We start from the raw sequence: 25,869 nt of genomic DNA on the forward strand, positions 1-25,869 counted from the left end.
CAGAGCACCGATATCATAATAGGTACAGAGTACCGATATCATAATAGGTACAGAGTACCGACATCATAATAGCCACAGAGCACCGAAATCGTAATAGGTACAGAGCAACATTTCTAGAAAGATATTCATCGCATTTCTTTAATAGATACCGCACCTACGGCGCTATGATGTACATTACGCATTGTAACACGGGGCTTCACCCCGTGCTATTGCGATATCGCACCTATGGCGCTTGAGCTGCATAAAAAATAATCTCTATCTGCAACGCAGCATCCCCCCCTTGGGGTGCTAGGGGGTGAAATATCCTTGTAAACAAAGGCCAGGGCGCGAAACCCAAGATATTAAGTTGCCCTTTCAGGGCGACTTTGATAGGCATTACACCAACCCCGAAGCGCTACCCCGAGTTAAAATATATAAGGCTTTCAGCCTTGAACAATTGTGAGATTTTCGACATTTAAGCAATCCATATACACATTCCGGCGCCACAGAGTGGCAGATTATTTCAACCCAACGGCAACGCCTTGGGCAACAGCATCGCCTTGGGCACAGGTAACGTATGGCCATAACGTCCTGAAAGGACAACTTAAATATCAGAGAGCAGCAAACAAACCTTGTTCAAATGTATCACTTAATAGGACCTTAAATTTTACATTAGCTCCAATATTACTATATATTTGCTTATATAACCTTGCGTCTTTAAACAAACAACGCTCTGTTTAAATCTCTCAGTTCCGGATTATTTATAAAAAGCTTTGCTTCATTCCATGAAGCATGACACATTACAGAGTATCCATCCTGATTTAAAGCTGCTAAAGACTCAACCGCATTTGTAAAACACTCAGGATTGCCCAGATCAAGATCAAATCCCGCTTTCTTAGATTCCAATCCTTTCCATGGTGTACGGTTACTAATTATTACCGGTCTTCCTGCCATAAAACTTTCCAAAATTGAATAACCAAAGTTCTCACCTCGTGTTGGCATATACAAACAGTCATAATTTGCCAGCAAATCCAACACCCTATTTCCTTCTACAATGCCTTTATGAGTGACAACTACATTATAGGGTAGTGAATTTAGAACCTCTAAACATTTCTCCCAATATTCAAGGTCATAAAGAGGTCCATACAAGTCAAGTACAACTTTAGCCATCTTCACCTCTTTAAGACACTCCAAAGCAAATAGCGTATTTTTCTCAGGAGAAATCCTTGCCAACGAAATCATCTTTAACTCACCCTCCTTCTTTATTTTCTCCATCAAATTAGGAAAGTCCTTAACCGGTAAATGAGGAGCTAACATGACCTTTGTTTTTTCACCAAAAGCATTTTTAATGTCCATCTCTTCCTGGTCGCTGGTTGCGTGAAAAACAACTTTTTTATACAAGCCGACAATATGGGCGATATATAGAAATAACCTTTTTTTCCAACCCTTTATTCGAATGGCTGTAGGAGCAAGCATTCCATAAGTTCCCAATATAATTTTACCATTAAATGCAGTATTCCTCAAAAGCAATAAGGGCAAAATTGAGAACTTATATGAATAAATTCCATTGATATATATGCAATCCGGATTTACCTCTTTAAACAACTCTCGGTATCTATTAAAAGAAACCTCCTCTTCTGGAATATAATATACAAACTCACCTAAATTCAATTCAGTCCATTCATTCCGCTGTATTCCTTCATAGGGCTCCCTCTCCTTAAAATCACTATCTCTTGTAAGAATATAAAATTCATATTCATCACGTAGATGGCTTACCAAATTAGCGAAGGCTCGTTGCCCTCCCCCCGCCTTATAGCCCGGCAGGTACCAATCGATGAACACCAGTATGCGCAGTTTTCTATTTTTTGTCATAACTCAACAAAGATAGTAAATTCAGGCTTCAGTTGGCAGGGTTCAGTTACCAGATATTTTGAAGGTTTAGAGTTTTGGGTTGATAGTTTTGGGTTGATAGTTGCAAAAAGAGCTTAAAATATAAAACATTGAACCTAAAACATTGAACCTAAAACCTAAAACATTGAACTTATAACATTAAACTTTAAACCCTTCCACTCTCTTCCGATTCCGCTGCGCATAATTCCATTCACTACGTTTAATCCTGCCTTGCGGATACCGATAATCGGCATTCCGCTACGCTTTAACTCCGTTAAACTTCGCTTCCGGTTTCCGATCTCCGATTTCCGATTTCCGGTTTCCTTTTACTCCCCCTCTTCCGGTCTCCCATCTCCGGTTTCCGGTCAGCCGCCTCCCAACCACCTGAATATGTTTCAATTAAGTATTTTTTTCTTTAATTCACTTAAATCGATGAAACAGTGATATTTATCACGTTTCTGCAATTTACACGGAAAAAAAAGCCTGCTAAATACTTTTAAATAAGGGATGAAATGGCTAATATTGTATTAGCATACAATGATTTTTTACGGCAAAATAAAACAAAATCAATAACTAAACTTTTTAAATACTGATTTATTGATAATTACATTTCCGTGTACGTACATCAACCATCAGCACACACTTTATTATTAAACCAATTACATTTCATAAATAGCCTGTGGTTTTGCATAATTGTCCAGTCAAACCAACGACTGGTTCTATTATTGGAAACCAGTTAATATACCCCCAAAAACACTATAAACCATAAACTATCAACCATAAACTATAAACCATAAACCATAAACTATAAACCATAAACCATAAACTTTGAACCTTGAACTTAAAACATCGAACCTTAACCCCCGAATTAAACAAACCGCCCCTTTAAACGTTAATTAGCAAAAACATAAAGAAAAATGAGCGAAAACTTTAATGAAGCATTTACTCTTTTGGGCGTTGGAATGCTCACCGTTTTTATTATCCTGTTAACGGTCGTATTACTGGGAAATGGGATCATTTTTTTTGTCAATCGCTTCTTCCCTGAGAAGGCAAATAAAATTGCAGCTTCATCCGAAATATCATCATCCAAAACAGCAGCCATTGTAGCGGCAGTTAAAATACTTACACAGGGTAAAGGTGTTGTGACTAAAATTGAGAAAAGGTAGAAAGGTGAGATGGTAGAAAGGTGAGATGGTAGAAAGGTAGGAGGGTAATAAGGTAGGAAGGTAAGTATTAAACCTCCAAGCAAAGAAAGTATTCCGTCGGGACATTCCAAAAAGTTACCCCCGTATAGAAAACAAATATATAGAATTTAATTATTGAGCTAAATAAACAGTAAGATAATGAAGAGAAAAATAAAATTCTCCCTGCTTTACAGGGATATGTGGCAATCATCAGGAAAATATGTACCTCGTTTAGATCAGTTGGAACGGGTAGCACCCCATATTATTGAAATGGGGTGTTTTTCAAGAGTAGAAACCAACGGAGGCGGTTTTGAACAGATCAATCTTTTGTTTGGCGAAAATCCTAACAAAGCAGTTCGTGCCTGGACAAAACCCTTTCAGGAAGCTGGTATTCAAACGCACATGCTTGAAAGAGCTCTGAACGGAATTCGGATGACTCCCGTTCCGGCCGATGTCCGCAAGCTCATGTTCAAAGTCAAAAAGAAACAGGGAACCGATATTGCCCGGTCTTTTTGTGGACTTAATGACCCTCGAAACATCATTGATTCTATAAAATATGCCAAAGAGGGAGGTATGATTGCTCAGGCAGCCTTGAGCATTTCCTATTCAGAAGTTCATACAGTTGATTACTATGTCGATTTGGCCGAACAATGTATTCAGGCTGGAGCCGACGAACTTTGTTTAAAGGATATGGCAGGTATAGCCCGCCCGGCATCCTTAGGAAAAATAGTTGAAAGAATACGCGAAAAACATAAAGAGATTCCCATCACTTACCACGGCCATGCCGGCCCCGGGTTTCAGGTAGCCACCATATTAGAAGTAGCACGCGCCGGCGTGGATTATGTGGATGTAGGAATGGAGCCTCTTTCTTGGGGAACAGGTCACGCCGATTTGCTGACCGTTCAGGCCATGCTGAAAGATGCTGGTTTTGATGTTCCCGACATCAATATGAAGGCTTACATGAAAGTGAGATCTCTTACTCAGGAGTTTATAGAAGATTTTCTGGGCTATTTCATCAGCCCAAAAAACAGGTTGATGAACTCATTACTCATTGGTCCCGGCCTGCCCGGCGGGATGATGGGAAGCATGATGGCCGATTTATCCAACAATCTGAAGAGTTTGAACAAATGGAAAGATAAAAATAACCAGCCTGAATTGACAGAAGACGACCTACTGGTTAAACTCTTTGATGAAGTGGAGTATGTATGGCCACGACTGGGATATCCACCACTTGTTACCCCGTTCAGCCAATATGTAAAGAACATTGCACTAATGAACGTGATTCAGCTGGAAAAAGGCAAAGAACGTTGGAGCATGATTGCTGATAACATTTGGGACATGATCCTGGGCAAAAGTGGTAAGCTTCCGGGCAAATTGGCAGATGAAATCGTGGAGTTGGCGAAAAAAGAGGGGCGCGAATTTTATACAGGTCATCCGCAAGAGCCATATTCCGATGCATTGGAAAGTTTCCGTAAAGAGATGGACGAAAATGGCTGGGACTATGGAGAAGATGACGAGGAGCTGATGGAGCTGGCCATGCACCCCGAACAGTACAGACTATATAAATCAGGGAAGGCCAAAGAGAATTTTGAATCAGAGATAAAATCGTATGAGGAGAAATACTTAAAAGAGGATAAAGGAGATAAACAAACAAAAGAGATGCCTGCCAACTGGCAGCCATCCACCATGCATATCAATGTAAATGGCGAACAATTCACCGTAAGCGTTGCTTACGATGAAAACGCCCAGGCAGCACCAGCTGTTTCGGGCAATGCACCTACACCTTCAGACAATTCTGCTTCATCAGGAAAAACAAGCACCGTAATCGCTCCCCTCGAAGGGAAATTCTATTTCACCAAAGACAGCAGTGAAAAAGCCATTCAGGAAGGAGATCACGTGAAGGCCGGAGACATTGCAGGATACATCGAATCCATGAAAACCTATAACGCCGTTCGCTTTGAAGAAGCGGGCATTGTCAAAAAAATCGAAGTCGCCAACGGCGACGATGTGGATGAAGACGATTTGCTGGTGACAGTGGGGTGAGGAAAGGAGACCGGAGATCGGAAGTGAAGCGCAGCGTAATTCCGCATAGCGGTACAGGAAATTAAGTAGAAGGGTTGTAAGGTTTTAAGTTCAAGGTTTTAAGTTCCGTCAAAACCATAAACTATAAACTATAAACTATTAACTATTAACTATAAACCATCAACCCATCAACCAAAATTTAATCACAAAATAAAAGAATAACATGGGCGTTCTTGAAGAACTCTATAATATGACGGCCTTTGGACCAATTGCCAACGAGCCATCAATTCTGCTGATGTTGCTGATAGGTTTCATTCTTCTCTATCTTGGCATCACCAAAAAATACGAGCCTTTATTATTGGTTCCCATCGCATTTGGGGTCATTCTGGCAAACCTTCCCGGTGGAGGGATGGGTGTGGTGGCTGCTGAGAAAATCGAACTGGAAGGCGGAAGGTATATGAACCTTTTCGAAATTGGCAGTGAGTTTGGAATAATGAACTACCTCTATTTCGCGCTGCTCAAAACCGGGTTTATTCCCCCCATCATATTCATGGGAGTGGGCGCATTAACCGATTTTGGGCCTATGCTAAGAAATCTCAGACTGGCATTTTTTGGTGCGGCTGCACAAATTGGAATCTTCTCAGTAATTTTTGGTGCCATTGCCATGGGATTCACTCTTCAGGAGGCGGGCTCGTTGGGAATCATTGGTGGTGCCGATGGCCCAACAGCCATCTATACCACCATTATGCTGGCTCCTCATCTTCTTGGACCCATTGCCATCGCAGCATACTCATATATGGCTCTTGTTCCGGTTATCATTCCGCTCATTGCCAACATGTTAATGTCTAAACAGGATTTCCTCATCAACATGAAGCAACAGGATAAACTATATCCGCCTAAATACGAGATCAAAAACATGAAGTTGATAAAGATACTGTTCCCAATTGTCTTGGGTGTCACAGTGGCTTTGTTTGTGCCTTCTTCTGTGCCTCTTTTGGGAATGTTGCTGTTTGGAAACCTGATAAAAGAAGTGGGAACCATTACCCAGAGACTTTCTGATGCGGCCACCGGCCCCATCATGAACACGGCCACCATATTTCTGGGTCTTGCGGTGGGAGGCACCATGACACATGATGTATTTCTGGATATGAGAACTCTGGGAATTATTGTCGGTGGATTTCTCGCTTTTGCCATCTCCATTGGAGGAGGTATTATGGCAGTAAAGGTTTACAACACTTTTGCCAAAAAGAAAATCAACCCGCTCATTGGAGCCACCGGCCTGAGTGCAGTCCCCATGGCATCAAGAGTTGCCAACGACCTTGGACTGAAACACGATCAAAACAACCACCTGTTGCAGTATTGTATGGCTTCCAATATTTCGGGAGTTATAGGTTCAGCAGTGGCAGCAGGTGTTCTGATATCTTTGTTGGGGTAAGAAGGTTTAAGGTTTTATGTTTAAAGTTGAGAGTTGAGAGTTGAGAGTTGAGGGTTGAGAGTTGAGGGTTGAGAGTTGAAGGTTAGTGGTTGAGAGTTGAGAGTTGAGAGTTGAGAGTTGAGAGTTGAGGGCTGAGAGTTGAGGGTTGATGGTTGAGAGTTGAGGGTTGAGAGTTGAGGGTTGAGAGTTAGTGGTTGATGGTTTAGTGCTCAGATAACTATAAACCCCGAACTTAAAACTATAAACCCTGAACTTAAAACCCTAAACTTAAAACCTAAAACCCTGAACTTTAAACCCTAAACTTAAAACCTAACCCCTACTTTTGAATCCACGCCACCACCTCCGGATCATCCGGTCTGGTTCTGGGTGGTACCACTTTCACAAGTTTCCCGTTTTTGTCAATCAGGTATTTTTGAAAGTTCCACTGCACCTCACTATCCTTAAAACCGTTAAGAGATTTCTGAGTCAGCCATTGATAAAGAGGGTGTTTATCATCACCAACCACTGTTATTTTTTCCATCATGGGAAAGGTCACCCCATAATTGATTTGGCAAAATTCCATGATCTCCTCCGCACTCCCGGGTTCCTGATTCATAAAATCATTGGCAGGAAAACCAATAATCACAAAATCATCTCCCCCGTATTGCTCCCACAGAGCCTGAAGCTGTTCGTACTGAGGAGTCAGTCCGCATTCACTTGCAGTATTAACCACCATCACCTTTTTACCTTTCAGAGATGAAAAACTAAAAGGAGTTCCTCCAAGAGTATTTACTTCAAATGAGTAAAAACCGGATTGTGCGCTTGCCGACATTGAGATGGCAGCCAGCCATAGAAATGCCCCAAATTGAATTACCTTATTTCGCATAATGTCATTGTTTTAATATGCTAATATAAACAATTATATGAGAGAAAAGGTTTTGGGGAGGAAGGTGGCAGAGTGGAAAGGTTGGAAGGATGGATGGTTATTTTGAGATGGTTTAAGGTTCAAAGTTGGATGGTTGAGGGTTGAGGGTTGAGGGTTGAGGGTTGAGAGTTGAGAGTTGAGAGTTGAGGGTTGAGAGTTGAGAGTTGAGGGTTGAGGGTTAGTGGTTGATGGTTTAGTGATAAGATAACTATAAACTTTGAACTTAAAACTTAAAACTATAAACTACAAACTAAAATCCTAACCCTTCCACCCAACCCCTGCAATTCTCTTTCCGCCATTAAAAACATAAAGGCAGGTGCCCTCGCACACTGCCTTTACGCCATCCAAAACCAAAACTTAATAAGTACAAAATGATTTAAAACAAAGCAATCAATCATGCAGTGCTTAAATTTTTGAACTATATGTTCAAATATAATTAATTTATTATAAAACCTCAACATCATTAACAATATTTAACTATTTAACAAGCACCAGTGTGATTTAGCTTCTCAATTCCATCTACATTTGTATAAAATTTAATAGAATGGCATCTAACACATATTTAATTGAAAACGGAGAGCTTACAACAACAATCAACAAACCGGAGTTTGATGATCTACTGGTAATTTATGATGTATTCAGAATTGAGAATGATAAACCACTATTTTTAAATGATCATTTAAAAAGGTTATATGACGGGATTTCTAAATCGGGACATCGTCTATCAGTTACGACAAAAGAACTGGCCGGTCAGATATTCACCCTTATTGAAGCAGAGAAACGTAACATAGGCAATATAAAAATTGAATGCAGTTTTAAGCAGCAAGATACATACGAGTGTTATTATGCCATATTTTTCATCCCACATAATTACCCCGATGTTGAACAATACAGATCAGGCGTGATATGTACTACACTAAATGGTTGTAGAGCCAACCCATCCATAAAAGTTGCCAATACATCAATAAGGGTTCAAAGCAACAAAATAATTGAAGAAAAAAGAGTTTTTGAAACCATTCTGACCAACGATGAGGCTGTGACTGAGGGTTCTCGTTCCAACATCTTCTTTGTAAGAAATGAAGAACTGATTACTGCTCCCGATTCGCTGGTTCTATGCGGCGTTATGAGAAAAAAGGTATTGGAAACAGCTAATCGGTTGCATATACCGATTATTTTTGAAGCTGTTAGAGTTAATAAATTACCCTTGATGGAAGCCGCTTTTCTGACCGGAACTTCATTAAGAATCTTGCCGGTTAAAAGAATCGATGAATATAGATTCAGTGTACCCCATAGCGTAATCACTGAACTAACGGAAGGGCTATATAGGTTTTATATTGATAGGGATTTAGGTAAATAGGGTGGAAGGAGATTGGAAACCGGAAACAGGAAGAAGGCGGAAGGGTGATATGGTGGGAAGGTTGGATGGTTTTGAGTTCTGGGTTTATGGTACAGAATTTGAACCATAAACTCTTAACTTAAACGGCAGTTAAAATCTATAGACTGCTTATTGAAAAGAGCCGCCGTAGGTGGCAAATGTCGATAGAAAAACAGATCCACACTCAGCCTGGCACGCCATAGGTGTGCAACTATGCTTTTGAGAATATAATTCCGCAACTCGCAACGAATGAAATGGTGATATGATTTAAGGGTGGATGGGTTACCGGAAATTAGAAACGGGAAACTGGCGTGGGGGTATAGAGCTTTATGTTCTATGTTCAAACCCTGAACCTAAAACTTCAAACCTAAAACTTTAAAAAGAACATCAATACTTCCACTCCCTGGCTGCCTCGTACATGGCAAGAACGTTTTCAACCGGGGTTTCAACTTTAAATTTATGTGAAGGGCCAAGGAAAAACCCTCCTCCCGGAGCCATGATGTCAAGAAGTTCTTTCACTCCCTCTTTTACTCTTGCAGGTGTGGCTTTTCTGAGTAAAAGTTCTTCATCCAGAGCACCACAAAAAGTAATCATCGAACCAAAATCCTTTTTCAATCCTTCGGGGGACATTCCGGCAGCGCGGGTTTGAATTGGATCCAAAACATCGGCACCAATTGAAATAAACTCTGGCAATAACTTACGCACAGCACCACAACTGTGCATGTAGAATTTAACATGATGTTTTCGGGGAACTTCCATAAAGCGCTCCATTACCGGACGAATGATATCCTGCCATGTATCATTGCTTACAATCAGTCCTCCCTGATCACCAAAATCATCTGCAATGCGGATGAAATCAAGCCGGTCGCCGGCAACTTCAAAGAAAGAGCTGATGAAATCACAATAAAAATCGGATACCTTCTCAACCAGCACTCCAAAGAATTTTGGGTGATACATCATCACCTCAAGAAAGTTATCACGCCCAATCAACCGCTGGATTATTCTGTACAAACCGGGTGATGAATACCCGGGAGCAGACATGGTTGCGTAATTGCTGTATTTATCAAGTTGACTATTTAATGAATTAAAATCGAAAAGAGAGACATCCGGCCATGGGTACTCCGCCAGAACTGCCGGATCATTGACACCAGCCAAAGGAGAGCCGGCAATATCCCAGTATTTAAGATCGCCGTGTCCGCATAATTTATATTCAACACCCCAAATATCTTTTTTTGACTCTCCGGAAATATCAAGTAATTCAGGCCCCCGGTAATTGGGTTCAACCCAACGAAAATCCACATCCAAATGCTCCAACAACTGATCCTTTTCAGTAAAACCCAGATGTTTCATCATCTTTTCAGTAAATCCGGGCACCCCCCAGTAAAAAAAAGGAACCCGATCAGGTTGTTCGTGATTGAGCGATTTAAGAACTCGGTCTCTATTATTCATGATGTTGTATTAAGTAAACACTAGTATAGGAGCACTATAAATAGTACTCTTACCTCATACAAATGCAATCAAAAACAACCCAAATTAGCTAAAAAAAAGATATAAAAACAAATAAGTTTTAAAAAAACAACTAACTGTTTTTTGCAACTATCTCATAAACAACAATTCCCGTAGCCACTGAGACGTTCAATGAACCAGACTCCCCTTTTACAGGAATGGAAACCACCTGATCCATCATTTTTAAGACCTGTGATGAAATCCCCTTGTCTTCAGCACCAACCACCAAAGCTATTGGCTGCTTGTAGTTTACATCCTTATAATCGGCTTCACTTTTCTCCGAAGCTCCGATCAGCATAAAGCCTTTCTCCTTCAAAAATTTCATGGCGTACCACATTTTAGAAGCCCGGCATACCGGCACTCTGAAAAGTGCTCCGGCAGAAGTTTTTATGGCATCAGCATTAACAGGGGCTCCACCTTTATCAGGGATAACAATGGCATCTACACCGGCACATTCAGCAGTGCGTGCAATGGCACCAAAATTCCTGACATCGGTAATTCCATCCAGCACCAGAATAAATGGTTTACGGCCATCTTCCATAGCTTTATTTACCACTGATTCCAATTCCTGGTATTCAACGGGAGATATGGTTGCCACAACGCCCTGATGGTTTTTGGTGGTAAACCGGTTAATGCGTTCAACCGGCACTTTTTGCCAGTTGATGCCTTTTTGACGCATCAACTGCATCAACTCCTGAAAAAGCTCTCCGGTGGAGCCGCTCTTCACGAATACTTTCTCCAGACTTTTGCCACTCTCGATGGCTTCAATCACGGCACGAATACCGTATATTAAGTTTTTATCACTCATTCCAGTTCACATTTTTCTGTTTCCAGTTTTTCCAGTTCATAATTGAGCTTTTCCCATCGCTCCATCTCCTCATCAAGTTCTTTCTTCACTTTTTCATAATCGGTATATATGTGCGAAAGATCGTCATTTTTGTCAGGGTTTTGCAAAAGTGCATCCATTTTAGTCAGTTGATCTTCCAGGTCTTCTACCCTCTTTTCAGATTGCTCGGCCTCGGTAGCGGTTTTTTTGATACGCCTGTTTAAATCCTTACGCTCCTCAAAAGATAGTTTTCCTTTTGAGGTTTCCATTTCTGAAGAGGAAGCCGACTTTGCTATGGATGGACGGCTTTCGAGTTCCTTCAGGGATTCCAGTTTTTTCTTCTCCAAAAACTCATAGATCCCACCCAGGTGCTCCTTTATTTTCCTGTTGGTAAACTCATAGGTTTTATTAACCAGTCCGTTCAGGAAATCACGGTCGTGAGAAACCAATATCACCGTTCCGTTAAAATCAGCCAGAGCCTTTTTCAACAACTCCTTCGACCGCATATCCAAGTGGTTGGTTGGCTCATCCAATATAAGCAAATTAACAGGTTCGAGCAACAACAATACCATTGCCAAACGCGTTCTTTCGCCACCTGAGAGAACCGAAACCTTTTTATCCACATCCTCACCGCTGAACAGAAATGCTCCAAGCAAATCACGAATTTTGGTGCGTATATCCCCTACCGCAACACGATCAACAGTCTCCAAGACCGTGAGAGAGTTATCCAGCTGATCGGCCTGATTTTGTGCAAAATAACCAATCTTAACCTGATGTCCCAGCTCGATTGATCCACCATATTCAATTTCATTCAGAATAATGCGCGCCATGGTGGTTTTACCCTCACCATTTTTGCCCACGAAAGCTACTTTCTCACCTCTTTCAATCACAAAATCCAAGTCGTCGAGAACATGCAACTGATCGTAATACTTTGTGATTCCCTTTCCTTTAATAGTGATTGATCCGGAGTGAGGTGCTGGAGGGAACTGAATGCGAAGAGCACTTCCATCAAACTCATCCACCTCAATTCGCTCTAACTTTTCAAGTTGCTTGATGCGTGATTGCACTTGAACCGCCTTGGTAGCTTTGTAGCGAAACCGCTCAATAAAAGCCTCGGTGTCTTCAATTTTCTTTTGTTGATTCCTGTAGGCAGCCATTTGCTGTTCGCGCCGTTCGTGCCGTAACTCCACAAACCGTGAATACGAAACCTTATAGTCGTACATTTTCCCCAAAGATATCTCAACAGTTCGGTTGGTGATGTTATCAAGAAAAGCTCTGTCGTGAGAGATGAGAACCAATGCACCGGCATAGGATTTTAAATAATCTTCAAGCCATTGAATGGATTCGATATCCAAATGGTTAGTTGGCTCATCCAGTAAAAAAACATCAGGTTTTTTTAGAAGAATTTTTGCCAGTTCGATGCGCATTCGCCATCCTCCGCTGAACTCACGGGTGGGACGATCGAGATCACTCTGTTTAAAACCGAGACCCTTTAATGTAACCTCAATTTGCGAATGAAAATTATGTCCGTCAAGCATTGCAAAACGTTCGTTTTGCAATGTGAGTTTGTTAATCAGTTCGAAATACTCAGCCGATTCGTAATCGGTTCTCTGGCTCACTTGCTTGGTTAATCTTTCAATCTCATTTTCCAAATGAATCAATTCTGAAAAAGCTTGCTCTGTCTCCTCACGCACAGTTTGAGTATCAGAATAGTCAATATGCTGGGGCAAATAACCAATGGTAAGCTCTTTCGGTTTGGCAACAGATCCGGCGCTAGGAACCAGTTGATCGGCAATGATTTTTAAAAGAGTGGATTTGCCGGCGCCATTTTTACCTACCAACCCAATTCTGTCGCGGTTATTTATTAGAAAAGAGACCTCATCGAATAAACGAAAGCCACCAAAATCGACGGTTAACTGATTAACTGATATCATTTCTGTTTCTGATGTTTAAACGATTGGGATAAATGAAGTTGTCTCAAATTTACTCTGCTTTGCGGGATCCGAAGAAATTAAGCTAGAGCATCTAACTTCTAATAATCTAATATCTAAAAATCTAGTGTCTAAAGTCTAGTGTCTAACAATCTTACATCTAATAATCTACATCTCTCTCAGAGGAACTCTTTCTGTGGAATAATCTGGTCGGAATCTTAACATATACAGTCCTTTGTTGTAAAAACCTCCCCAGTTAGAAGTTCGTTTAAAATTGAAATTAAATTGCACCTGGTCATTGGTGACCCTGTTCAAACAGATGTCAAAATCAGTTCCAAACTGAGCAATGGCTGAAATAAAATAGCTTGTCACATCATATCCCCACAGGCCGTATCTCGAATAGGCTGAGGCTGGTGAGCTATTCTGGAAGTAAGGCGCTACAGCATGAGGCTCAATATGATACCACTGACGAAATTTCCTCAGAACGCTGTTTGACAGCGGATCATTGTAATCAAGTCCGAAAGTTCTGAATATGGTTCCGTCCAGATGATGTATATGTTCCGGATCAATGGTTTGGTAAAATAACCAATCGGACATACCAAACAGGCGAATATCTGCCCTTGTTTTATCCTTAACACCAGATAGTATGGGAATGATGCGTGAAGCATCTGCCTCTGCCACGGAAGGAACAACCACATAAGTGGTTCCTTCCCGATTGATGAGAGATTGAATCTCAACCAGATCATCGCCACCCAATTTGTATTCGGTATAATTGAGGCTTCCGGCTCCCATAAGTGCTGCCTTTCGCTTTAAAACCTGCACAAAGCGATTTCCTTGCCGATCCTGTTCATTTGGCAAAATCACTAAAAGAGAAGCCCCATTGGCCTGGCGGATGATTTCACCAGCCATCTGATCAAACATCAATGAATCAGGTGTGTTGACGTGAAACAGGTAAGGATTGGTGGCAATGTCGGGGTTTGTGTTCGACAATGGAAAAACCAGGGGAATTTTATGTTCGCGACTAAAAGCAGACAAGTTGGGTAATTCGGAAGACATTCCCGGACCAATGATCAGGTTGGTTTCCTTAAGCGAGGGATCCCGCAAGGCCTGGTTTAAAGCATCACCTGAGGCTGCGATATCATATACAGAAAGCTCTATATTTATTCCTTTCTTTTTTAATGTATCCAGAGCCAGAAGGACTCCGCTGTAAAACTCAGCGAAGATCCGGGAACGATTTACCCGGTTTCGCATATCTCTGGACACCTGAACAGAATCCGATCCGGCAGAAAAAAAGCGGTTACTTTCATTGGCCGAAAAGGGTAACATTAAAGCAACTTTAATGGGAGTTCGGTATCCAAGTTCACGGTTAACAGAACAATCACCAAATTGGGTAATCATATCCACATCACCATCCGTTGTGTCGGTATACACAACTTCCGGTTGTAGTACATCAGCAGTTCTTCGTGCAAACCATGCATCTTTTGGAATACGCAAAGTGATACCATGCCGAAATTCCGAGAAGTCCACATGGGGGTTTACCTTTTTAATGGTCTCCATATCCACATGATATTGGCGGGAAATACCAAACAAAGTTTCACGACGTCTGACTCTGTGGCTAATGTAAAGATCGTCCTGATCGACATCCATTTTCACAATTTGTTGATCTATATCGGGACGAGGTATGCGAAGCATGTACCCCACTTTCAAATCATCCTGCTCAACACCGGGATTGGCATTTCTGAGGGCTTCAACACTAACCTGATATTGCCGGCTGATGGAATAATAGGTTTGTCCGTTCTGGATGGTATGATAGACGAAGTCATCACTTTGAAGAATCCTTGAGGGTTGCTCTCCCGGAGTTGGTGTATGCTCTTTTCTTGGAATTCTTACAGTACTTCCAATTCCCAAAACACCGCCTCTTAAAGCGGGATTGGCTTCAATGATTTCATCAACAGAAACTGAATACTGACGTGATAATCCAAACAAGGTTTCCCGTGGTTGAACTGTATGATAGATATAATCTGCATCTACTGTTGGTTGTTGAGATTCTGTGGTGGTGGTTGCCGGCCTGTCAACAGTTGCCGTTTGCTCCGCTTCCATAGGGATGCGGAGAATAGACCCTTCAACCAAACCTCTTTCGCTATTTGGATTGTGTTGGTAAATCACTTCAATGGGAACACTGTATTTACGCGACACAAAAAATGCTGTCTGCCCTTTCTCTACCGTATGATACAAAAATTCTCTGGATCTTTCCATCTCCGAATCGGTTCGGTTTCGTCCTGAGATGACAGGAATTCGGAGAATTTGTCCAACTTTTAAGCTCTCAGAAATATCATCGTTGGCATCCAAAATCTCTTGCATGGAAACACCATACTTTTGGCTGATTCGATAAAGCCCCTCTCCCCTTTGAATAACATGGAGATAGTACTCTCTGTTATTCAGGATAATTTTTTGCAATTCCCGGCCATTCTCTGTTTGTGCCTGTATGGAAACAGGCCACATCCCGGCACTCAATGAAAAACCTATGATCAGAATAATTGCTTTAATGCTCATTCTACTATAGCGATTAAGATATTACTACTAGAAAAAGAAGGATTTTTAATGTGCAGAAAAACCTCCCGCACAAGCTATAGCAAAGACAGTACCAAATTTGGCTGAAAACTGCTTTGTCCTCTTCATACATTCTCTATAAACGGCTAAAATACAAAAAACCACAGAAATGCGACGTCATATCGTCGCATTTCTGTGGTTTTTTATTCAAAATATAATAACTACCTTGTAATCAACACTTCAATTGACTTTCAATTTCCCGTATCTGGCTTTTAAAATCCCGGTCGGTTTCAATTAAATTGGTAATGGTTTTACAGGCATGCAAAACCGTTGCATGATCTTTTTTTCCAATTTTTGATCCAATGGCTGATAATGATGAGTTCGTCAGATTTTTTGAAAAGTACATGGCAATTTGTCTGGCCTGAACGATCTCTCTCTTGCGCGTTTTCGATTGCAAAGATTCCGGATCAAGACCGTAATATTTACAAACGGTTTTTTGAATAAAATCAACCGAAAGCTCACGCTGTGATTTTCTTACCAACTTATCTACAACACTCTTGGCGGTTTCAAGTGAAATTTCATCTCTATTGATGGTAGACAAGAAGAGTAAGGATATTAAAGCTCCTTCCAGCTCACGAACATTGTGATTGATATGACTTGCCAAATAATGCACCACCTCTGGTGATACATTGATACCATCTTTCCTGATTTTATGTTTTAAGATGTCCACCCTTGTTTCAAAATCGGGAGCCTGCAAATCAGCCGGAAGTCCCCATTTAAATCTGGACAATAATCTCTCCTCCATACCCTGCAAATCAGCCGGAGCCTGATCAGATGTGAGAATGAGCTGCTTCCCTGATTGTTGCAAATGGTTGAAAATATGAAAGAATGTGTTCTGAGTTCCTGTTTTACCGGCAAACTCCTGTATGTCGTCCATAATCAGAACATCTATCATTTGATAGAAGTTAAGAAAATCATTCAGTGAATTATTTCTGATTGAATCGGTATACTGAGTCTGAAACTTATTGGCACTGACATAAAGCACTGTTTTTTCAGGCATAGATTGCTTCACATCAATTCCAATAGCTTGGGCAAGATGGGTCTTTCCCAAACCGGAATTTCCATATATAAACAGAGGGTTAAACGCGGTTTTACCGGGGTTCTTAGCCACAGCCTGGCTCGCAGAACGAGCCAACCTGTTACAATCTCCTTCAACAAAGTTCTCGAATGTATAGTCCGCATTTAGCTGGGGATCTACATTCAGTTTTTTGATTCCAGGAATCACAAAAGGATTCTTAATAGCAGGTTGATCATTATTTGAACCCGGTGAAACGGCTCGGTTTCGCAAATCGGCTCGGTTTGCTGTTGGAAGATTTAACGTGTATGGATTGTGGTTTCGTTTCTGTCCTTTATCCATTACAACGCTGTATTCCAGTTTGGCAGAATTACCTATAACATCATGTAAGGCTCTTCTGACGTGATCAATGTACTGCTCCTCTATAATCTCATAGAAATACACGCTTGGAACCTGGATGGTCAGCACATCCTTTTCCAGACGTAAGGGTACAATCGGTTCAAACCAGGTTTGAAAAGCCAATGGGTCAATGGATTTACTGACTAAATCCATACAAATGTTCCAGACATTTTGATGATCCAGCTTCATTTTTACTGTGCCTTCCTTTAATTTTATGTTTATAATTTTGAGTTCGCTTAAGACAAAATTTGTGAAAAAAATTTGAATAAAAAAATCAACTCTTCCTTGATTTTTTGCAAAAGCCATTAGAAGATTAATACTCAAACGCTTAAAAAAAACACCTTTAACATCATGACTTACTGAACTTTAAACAAGAACCTTAACTTTATCTTAACGTCCTTAATACATTGTGTAAAAGAGTCTTGAAGTTGTTGATAAAAAAAATCCCAAAAAATATTTTTGGGATTTAGGAGCCTAAAATCTATTTAACCAAATAACTAGTTTTTGTAATTAACTTGCATCAGCGCTCTGTTTAGCCGAATGGGTTTCCCATCCCTCAATGCGATGACCTCAGCTTTTGGGAATTGGTCAACTAATTTAAGTCTTAATATCTCAGCCTTTTCAAAGGATCTGGTTTCGCCAACGGTATAGATGTAGTTTCTGCCGTCTGTATCTTCAAAAACCGGTATGTCATCAAGAACGATAGCGTTTCGAATGTCCAAAGGTTCTTTTGAAGATGCAACTTTAACCTTGAATACAATGTTCTTTTCTTCAGCCATTTTTTCGGTAGGCGTAACATACACCCGCCGTCCGAAATTAACAGCAGAGAAATTCAGATAGCGGCCGGGATGATGACGCAAATCAGCCAATAAACGATCCATGTTTGCAGTTGCATCGGCCATATTTAAATAAAGTTCTGCATCGCTCATTAACAGACCAAGTGTTCCTTCTCCCGTTGTGGCCATGGTCATTAACTCATTTAGTCCAATCAGCAAAGTATCTGCCGATGCTGCAATGGAAGCTAAATCAACCTCCGAGAGCCCTTGAGAAAAAACAGCCAGGTTTTCCATGGTACTTTCCATGTTTTGAGCCTGATCTTTGAGCCCACTGGTAAAGATTTCAACATTTTGAAGGCTGTTGGCAAGGGCTCCTCCATCCTGAAAAGAGGAGCTGATGTGTTGCGAAGTTTGCTGCAGATGATCGATGGTACTGTATAGTTTTTGCATGGATTGCTCCATTTCACTGGAGAAAATGCGGTTGACATGGGTTAGCAAAGTATCAAGTTGTACAAGCACACGTTCTGTCTTTTCCTTAATGGGTTGCATCTCAACACTGACCTGTTCAAACAGGTCAGTTCCCACATCAGTATAAATAAAATCACCTGGCTGCAACATCGCAGGGCTATCTCCAATTAAAATCTCCACAACCTTACTGCCCATAATATCCATATTCTGAATCTGAGCAACTGAATTATCCGGAATTTTTACATCTTCACTAATTAAAAGAGTAACCAGAAATTTACCCGGCTGTTCAGGATGTAATCTCACACGTTGCACTGTTCCAATTCGATATCCTCTATAAATTACCGGACTTCCATCGGAAAGGCCGTTTACTTTTTCGTAAACGCCATAATATTGTGTACCGAAAACAAATATATCTTTTCCCTTCAGGAAGTTGAATCCCCATATAAGCAGGGTCATTGCAACAATGACAAGCAGACCGAGCTTAATTTCCTTTTTTATATGCATGAGTATAAGTTAAGTTTAGCGAACGGATGATACTGGCACTCGTTCGCCATTTTTAAAAGCTACAATAAAACTATCAGGAATTTTCTCCCTGACACCAGTGAGTTGATGACTGATATCATCGTAACAAATTGAATAGCCTGTGGTATATTTGTAAAGCCCCCCTTCTTCATATACCCATACTTCATCAAAATGAGTATATGGACCTTCACCAGAGTTGATCATTTGCCGGGTTGTGGCAACCTGAATTCTGAAAACCACCTCATTTTGTGTATCTACCATTGGAGGAGTTTCTGGAAGAACTATTTCAGACTGAACATTGGGTCTAACTGAGGCAATCTGGCTTCTGGCTTCATGTCGGTTCTTATAGTCCCGAATTGCTCTAAATATTGCAGAAGCCAAATACACCTGACCTTCTTCAGATGCTAGAAATCTCTCCTCTTGGGCATTACTAAGAAAACCAACTTCAACCAAAACACCTGGCATGGCAGTTTCCCTCAAAACAAGAAATCCGGCCTGTTTTACCCCTCTGTTGTGCCTGCCCACCCTGCTCTCAAACTGATTTTGGATCAATGATGCAGCAGAGATGCTCTGATCCAGATAAACGTTCTGCATCAACTCAAAAATAATATATGACTCGGGCGAAGTAGGATCAAACCCCTGATAGGTTGTGGTGTAATCCTCTTCAAGAATGATTACACTGTTCTCCCTCTTGGCCACTTCAAGGTTTTCCTGCGACCTGTGCAAACCCAAAACAAAGGTTTCAGCGCCGTATATGCGTGGATTGTGAATGGAGTTGGCATGGATAGACACAAAAAGATCTGCTTTGGCATTATTAGCAATCTCAGCCCGTTCATTCAAAGGTACAAACACATCATCAGTTCGAGTGAAAACAACATTCAATTCGGGCATTTCACGTTTGAGATACTCGCCCACCTTGAGTCCGATGGCCAAAACAACATCCTTCTCCTTCACAGTTCTTCCTACGGCACCGGGATCACGGCCTCCATGGCCGGGATCTATAACTACTGTGCGAAATCCGGATTCACGTTGATTTTGAGCCTCCGCATCAATTATTATAACCCCAAACAATATCAACAAAAATAATATGTACCTCATAAATAATAAAACTTTATGCGCTTAGTTTATAGAAATACACAGACAATTGATTAAAAGCTGTAACAACATTCATTCCAGAATCTGTAAGACAAGCAACCATGGCAAATGGTTCCATCATTAAAGTTAACCTATATATAAAGCGAAACAATTATATTTTTGCCAAATTTAATAAATATCTCCCTGTGTGCCAGAACTCCTTTAAGTTTTATTGAAAAGAAATGTATTAAGACCAATTTTTAATTTATTTTTGTGCTCATATCTATTAAAAATACGGGATTGTTTTGAGAGTAAAGACCAATAAAATTACGCCTTTTAACTTCATGCCGATCAAATGGTTAATACTATTACTGTGTCTTGGCACATACATGCATCCTAAGGCTCAAAACATTGAACTACAATCACCTGTAAACGACTCATTACCCAACCTCTCGGAAGAGCTCACCAGGATGTATCACACCATATTGAGCGATACCACTGAGATATTTATCACCGACGAGACCTTTGCAACCGACCAGGAAGCTACTTCAGCAAATGATGACACAATAGTTACGGAGCAACCGAGAGAACGACAAAGACAAAGATCGCCTTTTATAGAAGCAGAAGTAAAATACAGTGCGGAAGATTCAACCTGGTTTGATCGGGGAAGAGTCTACCTGTTTGGGAATGCATCTGTCAGTTATCAGGATGTTCATCTGACGGCTCATTACATTGAGCTTGACCTGGACAGCAATCTGGTTTATGCAACCGGAACCGTTGACTCGCTTGGTGTTGAAACAGGGCTACCAGTGTTTCGTGATCCCAGCGGTGAGTACACCATGCGAAGTATCCGCTATAATTTTAAGACAGAAAAGGCCATCATTACTCATGTAGTTACCACGCAGGGAGAAGGGTTTGTAGTAAGCGACAGAGCAAAAAAAAATGCTGACAACACCTATTTTTTAAAGGACGGACGATACACAACATGTAACCATCATGACAGCCCCCACTTTTATATCAATATGACCAGAGCAAAGGTGATACCGGGAGATAAAATAGTTACCGGTCCTGCTTACCTTGTTCTGGAAGATGTTCCAATCTATCCGCTCATCATCCCATTTGCCTTTGTGCCCAGCACCACCACCTATAGTTCAGGTTTTTTAATGCCTTCATATGGTGAGGAGAGCAACCGGGGGTTTTTCCTTCGCGATGGGGGGTATTATTGGGCTGCAAATGAATATTTTGATCTGGCTCTTACCGGAGATCTATATGCCAATGGCTCATGGGGATTGAGATCGTCGTCCAATTATCGCAGAAGATACAGGTATGCTGGTAGTTTCAATGCCAACAGAATCACCAACGTCTTTAGCGAACGAGATCTGCCGGATTATCGCAAAACCAATGATTTTTCGGTAACATGGTCGCACAGACAGGATGCAAAAGCTCATCCTTACCGCACTTTTGGTGCAAGCGTTAACTTCTCCACCAGTTCCTTTGATCAAAACAATGTTGGTAGCGTGATTAACCCGGAAGTGCTGGCTCAAAACCAAAAAAGATCAAACATTTCATATTCCCGCCGATTTCCTAACTCTCCGTTCAATATGTCGTTGAATGCTTTACACTCTCAGAACAGCCGGGATACCACTATAAATCTGACATTGCCCGACATGACAGTGACGATGAGTCGGATTTTTCCATTTAAAAACCAAAATCGTATTGGCGGACAAGAAGCCTGGTACGAAAACATTAGCGTTGGTTATACAGGTAATATGAGAAACGAAATTTCTACCAAGGAAAGCGAATTCAGCATGAGTCCGCAAGCTTTGAGAGATGATTGGCGAAATGGAGTAAGACACAGCATCCCTGTGTCTTTAAACCTAAAACTTCTGAGATACTTCACTGTAACGCCAAACGTAAACTATACTGAAAGATGGTATTTTAACTCCATACGTAAAGATTACGATGAAGATTTGAGAAGAGTTGTTACCACGGATACCATTCCCGGATTTAACAGAGTATATGATTACAATGTAGGCGTTGGAACTTCAACTAAATTATATACATTCTTTACCCCAAGCAGGGCCATTTTTGGAGATAAAATAGATGCGATTCGCCACGTCATGACTCCCTCGGTAAGTATGAGTTACCGGCCTGATTTTGGTGAGGAGAAATTTGGATATTACGACTGGATTGAATACTATGACAAAAGCCGGGATTTGGTTGTAAGAGAAGAGTATTCCATTTTTGAGGGTGCATTGTATGGGGTACCCGGAAGAGGAAAATCAGGTTCCATGGGATTGAGTTTAGGGAACACCCTGGAAATGAAAATGAGAAGTGATAGAGATACGACAGGATTCAAGAAAGTAAATATTCTGGAGTCTCTTAATTTCAGTACCTCCTATAATTTCATGGCTGATTCGCTCAACTGGTCTAACATATCCATGAGTGGACGAACCAAAGTATTTGGAACCAATATCAGTTTTGGTGCTACATTTAATCCGTATGCAATAGATACCACAGCAACAGGCCGCCCGGTAGCTGTTCATCGCTCAGAGTGGGATGTAAACAGAAGAATTGCCAGACTAACACAGGCTAATCTGAGTTTTGGACTAAATTTTGGATCTGAAACGATTAAGCGTTGGCGCGATGGTCGCTCTGCAAATGGTAACGGAAATGATAATAACAACGGTATTCCACCTCCTACCGACGATGACTCCATGATGCCACCAGGGATGGATCAACATATGCAAGGACAATCGGCTCCACACAATGCAGAACCTCAACAGGCGGGTGACGATGGATATGTAAAATTCGATATGCCATGGAACATCTCATTCAACTACAGTATGCGGGTTGTTCAGGGAGAATTCAACCGGGAACGGATGGATTATGACAAAAGAATTACGGCTGACATCAACGCAAATGGCCGAATTTCGCTTACCAATAAGTGGGATATCAGTGTATCATCGGGGTACAATTTTGACCGGAAAGAAATCTCGCATACCAACGTAAGGATAAATAGAAACCTCCATTGCTGGAATATGAGTTTTAACCTGGTTCCAGTTGGAAGATTTAAATCATACTTCTTTACCATATCGGTTAACAGCAGTCTGCTGAGAGACCTGAAATATGAGAAACGAAGTCACCCGAGAGATAATCCGAACTGGTTTTAAGTTTTATGTTCTATGTTTTATGTTTTAAGTTAATGGTTCAGTCAAAACTTTAAACCTTAAACCTTAAACAAAAATTTATAGCGATGAAAAGAATAATCCAGACCGAAAATGCTCCTGCGGCCATTGGGCCATATAGTCAGGCCATCGAAAAGAATGGAACATTGTACATTTCAGGGCAAATACCTGTAAATCCGGCCACCGGACAAATAGTTGAAGGAGGAATTACAGAACAAACCACCCAGGTAATGGAAAACATCCGGGCCATTCTGAAAGAGGCGGGATACGAATTTTCCGATGTAGTAAAATCAACCTGCTTGTTGGCTGACATGGAAGACTTCAAAGCCATGAACGAAGTATATGGCAGTTATTACCGTTTGAATCCGCCGGCAAGAGCTGCTTTTGCAGTAAAAGCTCTCCCTATGGGTGCTTTGGTTGAGATAGAAACCATTGCAATAAAATAGTGTATAGTGCAAAAAAAGGAACATCCGTGGATGTTCCTTTTTTCTGTTTGTTTGAAAAACGTATTTGTTATTATTTTCTGCTTATTCAGCAACCACTTCAAATTCGATGGTCACTTTCACATCACGATGTAATTTTACAGTTGCGGTGTAAGTACCCAACTCTTTAATAGCATCTTTAATGGTGATGTGCTTCCGTTCAACTTTGAAACCATCTTTTTCGAGTACTTCAGCAATTTGAATATTATTAACTGAACCGAAAATTTTTCCAGTTGAACTGGCTTTTGCCCCTATGGTTAGTTTTACACCTTCCAGTTTTTCTGCAACAGCTGCAGCTTCCTGTCTAAGTTTCTCTTCCTTATGAGCTCTTTGCTTTTGGTTTTCAGCGTGAACTTTTAAAGCCGACTCTGTTGCCAATATAGCAAATCCCTGGGGAATAAGATAATTTCTGCCGTAACCAGGCTTTACCTTTACAATATCGTCTTTGTGACCCAGGTTGGTCACATCTTCTTTTAAGATTACTTCCATCATGGTCTTTTTCCTCCTTAAATTATTTCATTAAATCGGTTACATAAGGCAACAGGGCCAGATGACGAGCTCTCTTTACTGCCTGGGCAACTTTACGCTGGTACTTTAAAGATGTACCAGTTAAACGACGTGGTAAAATTTTACCCTGCTCGTTAAGGAACTTCTTCAAAAACTCAGGATCTTTATAATCCACGTATTTGATTTTGTTCTTCTTGAAACGGCAGTACTTCTTCTTCTTAATCTCTACCGACGGAGGTGTAAGATATCTGATTTCACTTTGATTTTGTGCCATGGCCTATTTCTCCTTTTCTTCTTTTTTGTTACTTCTTCTTTTTTCACTGTAAAGCAGCGCATACTTATCAAGTTTAAAAGTTAAAAACCTGATGATGCGCTCATCACGACGATAGTTCAACTCTAACTTCTGAATAAATTCAGGCTTAGCTTTGAACTCCAACAGATTGTAAAAACCTGTGGATTTCTTCTGAATAGGATAAGCCAATTTACGAAGGCCCCAATTCTCCTCATGGACAATTTCGCCTCCATCTTCCAGGATCATGTTCCTGAACTTTTCCACCGCTTCCTTCATCTGAACATCAGACAAAACGGGAGTTAAAATGAAAACGGTTTCATAACTGTTTAACATAGAAACAAATTTAAATTAAAGATTTACATTAATTGAGCCGCAAAATTATAAAATAATTATTTGAAATCAAATAATTATGCATGGTATAATTATTATCTTTTTGACATACAGACCCATAAACTGCCATCATATGGAATGGTTCAAATGCGAGATGCTGTGTATATTAATGATCTCCAAAGTATTTCATAAACTGAACCCTTTCGAACATCTCGGGGTTATTTGGCATCATTTTTTTTCCATAGTTGTGTATATCGCTGATGGTTTCAATATTGTTCTGATCCATCCACTTTTCGAGTCCATGCAGAAAATCCATGATATAATCGGGCCCATTTTTATAGATGGCAGAAACAACTTGCACGGCATTGGCTCCTGCAACCAACATTTTCACCATGGTATCGGGGGTATGAATGCCTGTTGAGGCAACCAAATCGCAACTGATTTTTTGCGACAGGATGGAGATCCACCTTAAAGACCAAACATAATCAGAAGTTGAAGAATAGACCGAACCGGATACAATCTTGTTATTAACCAGATCTATATCCGGGTTATAATAACGGTTAAAAAGAACCAACCCTTCCACTCCGGCATCTTCCAATTTTTTAGCCATGTGGGCAGTATCGGTGAAAAATGGTGACAGCTTTATGGATACCGGTATTGTAACATGTGACTTCACTTTTTTTATGATATTGATATATCTGGCCGAGATGGTTGCAGCATCCTCATCAATTGATACAGGTAGCCTAAATACGTTCAATTCGATAGCATCTGCCCCAGCATCCTGCAGTTTGGCTGCATATGAGAACCACTCACCCACCGAGCGGCAATTGATGCTTGCAATTACTTTTATGTCAGATTCCTTTTTTACACTCTTGATCAATTGAGTTGTACGCTCAAGCATATCATTTTTCAATTGATAATCGTAATAATCAAAAAATTCCAGATTGTTTTCCTGATGTCCCAACTGGTTTTTAAATGTTTTCTGATATTCAAGTTGGATTTCCTCCTCAAAAAGAGATTTAAGAATCACAGCCGATGCACCATTTTTGGCCAATCGGGCAATGGAATCAGGAGTTGCGGTTAACCCGCAACTTCCAACTATCAATGGATTTTTTAACTCGAGGCCCAGGTATTTTGTAGTGAGATTTGCCATA

20 protein-coding genes are annotated in these 25,869 nt (G+C 40.8%); 6 read left to right on the forward strand and 14 right to left on the reverse strand.

Annotated elements, in window-relative coordinates:
• Positions 1-696 precede the first annotated feature (696 nt).
• Together B5X70_RS15060 and B5X70_RS18085 are read right to left on the reverse strand one after the other, a co-directional pair.
• Positions 697-1,851, reverse strand: coding sequence for a glycosyltransferase family 4 protein (locus B5X70_RS15060; protein ID WP_079558736.1), 1,155 nt, complete (start codon positions 1,849-1,851; stop codon positions 697-699).
• 276 nt (positions 1,852-2,127) lie between these two features.
• Positions 2,128-2,268 (reverse strand): hypothetical protein, encoded by a 141-nt coding sequence (locus tag B5X70_RS18085; RefSeq protein ID WP_157666550.1) that lies wholly within the window; start codon positions 2,266-2,268, stop codon positions 2,128-2,130.
• Positions 2,269-2,786: 518 nt separating this feature from the next.
• On the opposite strand from B5X70_RS18085, the gene B5X70_RS15065 reads away from it, so the two are divergent.
• From B5X70_RS15065 to B5X70_RS15075, 3 genes are all read left to right on the forward strand, one after another.
• Entirely contained in the window at positions 2,787-3,035 is a 249-nt protein-coding gene (locus B5X70_RS15065; RefSeq protein WP_079558737.1) for an OadG family protein, read from the forward strand.
• 177 nt (positions 3,036-3,212) lie between these two features.
• Positions 3,213-5,096 carry a biotin/lipoyl-containing protein gene (locus tag B5X70_RS15070; RefSeq protein WP_079558738.1) on the forward strand — a complete coding sequence of 628 codons (1,884 nt, stop codon included), beginning with the start codon at positions 3,213-3,215 and terminating at the stop codon, positions 5,094-5,096.
• 202 nt (positions 5,097-5,298) lie between these two features.
• On the forward strand, positions 5,299-6,510 hold the full coding sequence (locus B5X70_RS15075; RefSeq protein ID WP_079558739.1) for a sodium ion-translocating decarboxylase subunit beta: 1,212 nt from the start codon (positions 5,299-5,301) through the stop codon (positions 6,508-6,510).
• A gap of 316 nt (positions 6,511-6,826) precedes the next feature.
• Here B5X70_RS15075 and B5X70_RS15080 read toward each other — a convergent pair whose 3' ends face one another.
• Complete coding sequence (locus B5X70_RS15080) at positions 6,827-7,375, reverse strand: glutathione peroxidase (RefSeq protein WP_079558740.1); 549 nt, start codon at positions 7,373-7,375, stop codon at positions 6,827-6,829.
• 583 nt (positions 7,376-7,958) lie between these two features.
• Here B5X70_RS15080 and B5X70_RS15085 point away from each other — a divergent pair.
• Positions 7,959-8,771, forward strand: coding sequence for an aminotransferase class IV (locus B5X70_RS15085; protein ID WP_079558741.1), 813 nt, complete (start codon positions 7,959-7,961; stop codon positions 8,769-8,771).
• A gap of 405 nt (positions 8,772-9,176) precedes the next feature.
• Here B5X70_RS15085 and B5X70_RS15090 read toward each other — a convergent pair whose 3' ends face one another.
• From B5X70_RS15090 to B5X70_RS15120, 7 genes are all read right to left on the reverse strand, one after another.
• Positions 9,177-10,238, reverse strand: coding sequence for a uroporphyrinogen decarboxylase family protein (locus B5X70_RS15090; RefSeq protein ID WP_079558742.1), 1,062 nt, complete (start codon positions 10,236-10,238; stop codon positions 9,177-9,179).
• A gap of 130 nt (positions 10,239-10,368) precedes the next feature.
• The gene (rlmB, locus tag B5X70_RS15095; protein WP_079558743.1) at positions 10,369-11,103 is read right to left on the reverse strand and encodes a 23S rRNA (guanosine(2251)-2'-O)-methyltransferase RlmB; all 735 of its coding nucleotides are present in this window, start codon (positions 11,101-11,103) and stop codon (positions 10,369-10,371) included.
• Positions 11,100-13,055, reverse strand: a complete 1,956-nt coding sequence (locus tag B5X70_RS15100) for an ABC-F family ATP-binding cassette domain-containing protein (RefSeq protein ID WP_079558744.1) — start codon at positions 13,053-13,055, stop codon at positions 11,100-11,102. Before B5X70_RS15100 ends, rlmB begins: the two co-directional genes overlap by 4 nt.
• Positions 13,056-13,220: 165 nt before the next feature.
• Complete coding sequence (locus B5X70_RS15105) at positions 13,221-15,605, reverse strand: PBP1 and LysM peptidoglycan-binding domain-containing protein (protein WP_079558745.1); 2,385 nt, start codon at positions 15,603-15,605, stop codon at positions 13,221-13,223.
• A gap of 229 nt (positions 15,606-15,834) precedes the next feature.
• Positions 15,835-17,265, reverse strand: coding sequence for a chromosomal replication initiator protein DnaA (dnaA, locus tag B5X70_RS15110; RefSeq protein WP_079558778.1), 1,431 nt, complete (start codon positions 17,263-17,265; stop codon positions 15,835-15,837).
• 308 nt (positions 17,266-17,573) lie between these two features.
• Entirely contained in the window at positions 17,574-18,824 is a 1,251-nt protein-coding gene (locus B5X70_RS15115; protein ID WP_079558746.1) for an MlaD family protein, read from the reverse strand.
• Between the two features lie 15 nt (positions 18,825-18,839).
• Complete coding sequence (locus tag B5X70_RS15120) at positions 18,840-19,940, reverse strand: N-acetylmuramoyl-L-alanine amidase family protein (protein WP_079558747.1); 1,101 nt, start codon at positions 19,938-19,940, stop codon at positions 18,840-18,842.
• 281 nt (positions 19,941-20,221) lie between these two features.
• Between B5X70_RS15120 and B5X70_RS15125 the strand changes: the two genes are divergently transcribed.
• Together B5X70_RS15125 and B5X70_RS15130 are read left to right on the forward strand one after the other, a co-directional pair.
• Positions 20,222-23,089 (forward strand): putative LPS assembly protein LptD, encoded by a 2,868-nt coding sequence (locus tag B5X70_RS15125; RefSeq protein ID WP_143255086.1) that lies wholly within the window; start codon positions 20,222-20,224, stop codon positions 23,087-23,089.
• Positions 23,090-23,172: 83 nt separating this feature from the next.
• Positions 23,173-23,550 carry a RidA family protein gene (locus tag B5X70_RS15130; protein ID WP_079558749.1) on the forward strand — a complete coding sequence of 126 codons (378 nt, stop codon included), beginning with the start codon at positions 23,173-23,175 and terminating at the stop codon, positions 23,548-23,550.
• A gap of 81 nt (positions 23,551-23,631) precedes the next feature.
• Here B5X70_RS15130 and rplI read toward each other — a convergent pair whose 3' ends face one another.
• From rplI to B5X70_RS15150, 4 genes are all read right to left on the reverse strand, one after another.
• Positions 23,632-24,078 (reverse strand): 50S ribosomal protein L9, encoded by a 447-nt coding sequence (gene rplI, locus B5X70_RS15135; protein WP_232468352.1) that lies wholly within the window; start codon positions 24,076-24,078, stop codon positions 23,632-23,634.
• 19 nt (positions 24,079-24,097) lie between these two features.
• Entirely contained in the window at positions 24,098-24,367 is a 270-nt protein-coding gene (gene rpsR, locus B5X70_RS15140) for a 30S ribosomal protein S18 (protein ID WP_079558751.1), read from the reverse strand.
• A 3-nt stretch (positions 24,368-24,370) separates the two neighbouring features.
• Positions 24,371-24,718 (reverse strand): 30S ribosomal protein S6, encoded by a 348-nt coding sequence (gene rpsF, locus B5X70_RS15145; protein WP_079558752.1) that lies wholly within the window; start codon positions 24,716-24,718, stop codon positions 24,371-24,373.
• 163 nt (positions 24,719-24,881) lie between these two features.
• Complete coding sequence (locus tag B5X70_RS15150; RefSeq protein ID WP_079558753.1) at positions 24,882-25,868, reverse strand: dihydroorotate dehydrogenase-like protein; 987 nt, start codon at positions 25,866-25,868, stop codon at positions 24,882-24,884.
• Position 25,869 lies beyond the last annotated feature (1 nt).

It is taken from the genome of Alkalitalea saponilacus, from assembly GCF_900168165.1.
GTDB lineage: Bacteria > Bacteroidota > Bacteroidia > Bacteroidales > Marinilabiliaceae > Natronoflexus > Natronoflexus saponilacus.

What these genes read in the sequence shown, in the direction of transcription:
- B5X70_RS15075 (WP_079558739.1), top strand. Translation starts at nt 5,299, where the DNA reads ATGGGCGTTCTTGAAGAACTCTATAATATGACGGCCTTTGGACCAATT.
- rpsF (WP_079558752.1), bottom strand. Translation starts at nt 24,718, where the DNA reads ATGTTAAACAGTTATGAAACCGTTTTCATTTTAACTCCCGTTTTGTCT.
- rlmB (WP_079558743.1), bottom strand. Translation starts at nt 11,103, where the DNA reads ATGAGTGATAAAAACTTAATATACGGTATTCGTGCCGTGATTGAAGCC.
- B5X70_RS15060 (WP_079558736.1), bottom strand. Translation starts at nt 1,851, where the DNA reads ATGACAAAAAATAGAAAACTGCGCATACTGGTGTTCATCGATTGGTAC.
- B5X70_RS15065 (WP_079558737.1), top strand. Translation starts at nt 2,787, where the DNA reads ATGAGCGAAAACTTTAATGAAGCATTTACTCTTTTGGGCGTTGGAATG.
- B5X70_RS15085 (WP_079558741.1), top strand. Translation starts at nt 7,959, where the DNA reads ATGGCATCTAACACATATTTAATTGAAAACGGAGAGCTTACAACAACA.
- B5X70_RS15105 (WP_079558745.1), bottom strand. Translation starts at nt 15,605, where the DNA reads ATGAGCATTAAAGCAATTATTCTGATCATAGGTTTTTCATTGAGTGCC.
- B5X70_RS15070 (WP_079558738.1), top strand. Translation starts at nt 3,213, where the DNA reads ATGAAGAGAAAAATAAAATTCTCCCTGCTTTACAGGGATATGTGGCAA.
- B5X70_RS15130 (WP_079558749.1), top strand. Translation starts at nt 23,173, where the DNA reads ATGAAAAGAATAATCCAGACCGAAAATGCTCCTGCGGCCATTGGGCCA.
- B5X70_RS15080 (WP_079558740.1), bottom strand. Translation starts at nt 7,375, where the DNA reads ATGCGAAATAAGGTAATTCAATTTGGGGCATTTCTATGGCTGGCTGCC.
- dnaA (WP_079558778.1), bottom strand. Translation starts at nt 17,265, where the DNA reads ATGAAGCTGGATCATCAAAATGTCTGGAACATTTGTATGGATTTAGTC.
- B5X70_RS15090 (WP_079558742.1), bottom strand. Translation starts at nt 10,238, where the DNA reads ATGAATAATAGAGACCGAGTTCTTAAATCGCTCAATCACGAACAACCT.
- rpsR (WP_079558751.1), bottom strand. Translation starts at nt 24,367, where the DNA reads ATGGCACAAAATCAAAGTGAAATCAGATATCTTACACCTCCGTCGGTA.
- B5X70_RS15100 (WP_079558744.1), bottom strand. Translation starts at nt 13,055, where the DNA reads ATGATATCAGTTAATCAGTTAACCGTCGATTTTGGTGGCTTTCGTTTA.
- B5X70_RS15150 (WP_079558753.1), bottom strand. Translation starts at nt 25,868, where the DNA reads ATGGCAAATCTCACTACAAAATACCTGGGCCTCGAGTTAAAAAATCCA.
- B5X70_RS15115 (WP_079558746.1), bottom strand. Translation starts at nt 18,824, where the DNA reads ATGCATATAAAAAAGGAAATTAAGCTCGGTCTGCTTGTCATTGTTGCA.
- B5X70_RS15120 (WP_079558747.1), bottom strand. Translation starts at nt 19,940, where the DNA reads ATGAGGTACATATTATTTTTGTTGATATTGTTTGGGGTTATAATAATT.
- rplI (WP_232468352.1), bottom strand. Translation starts at nt 24,078, where the DNA reads ATGATGGAAGTAATCTTAAAAGAAGATGTGACCAACCTGGGTCACAAA.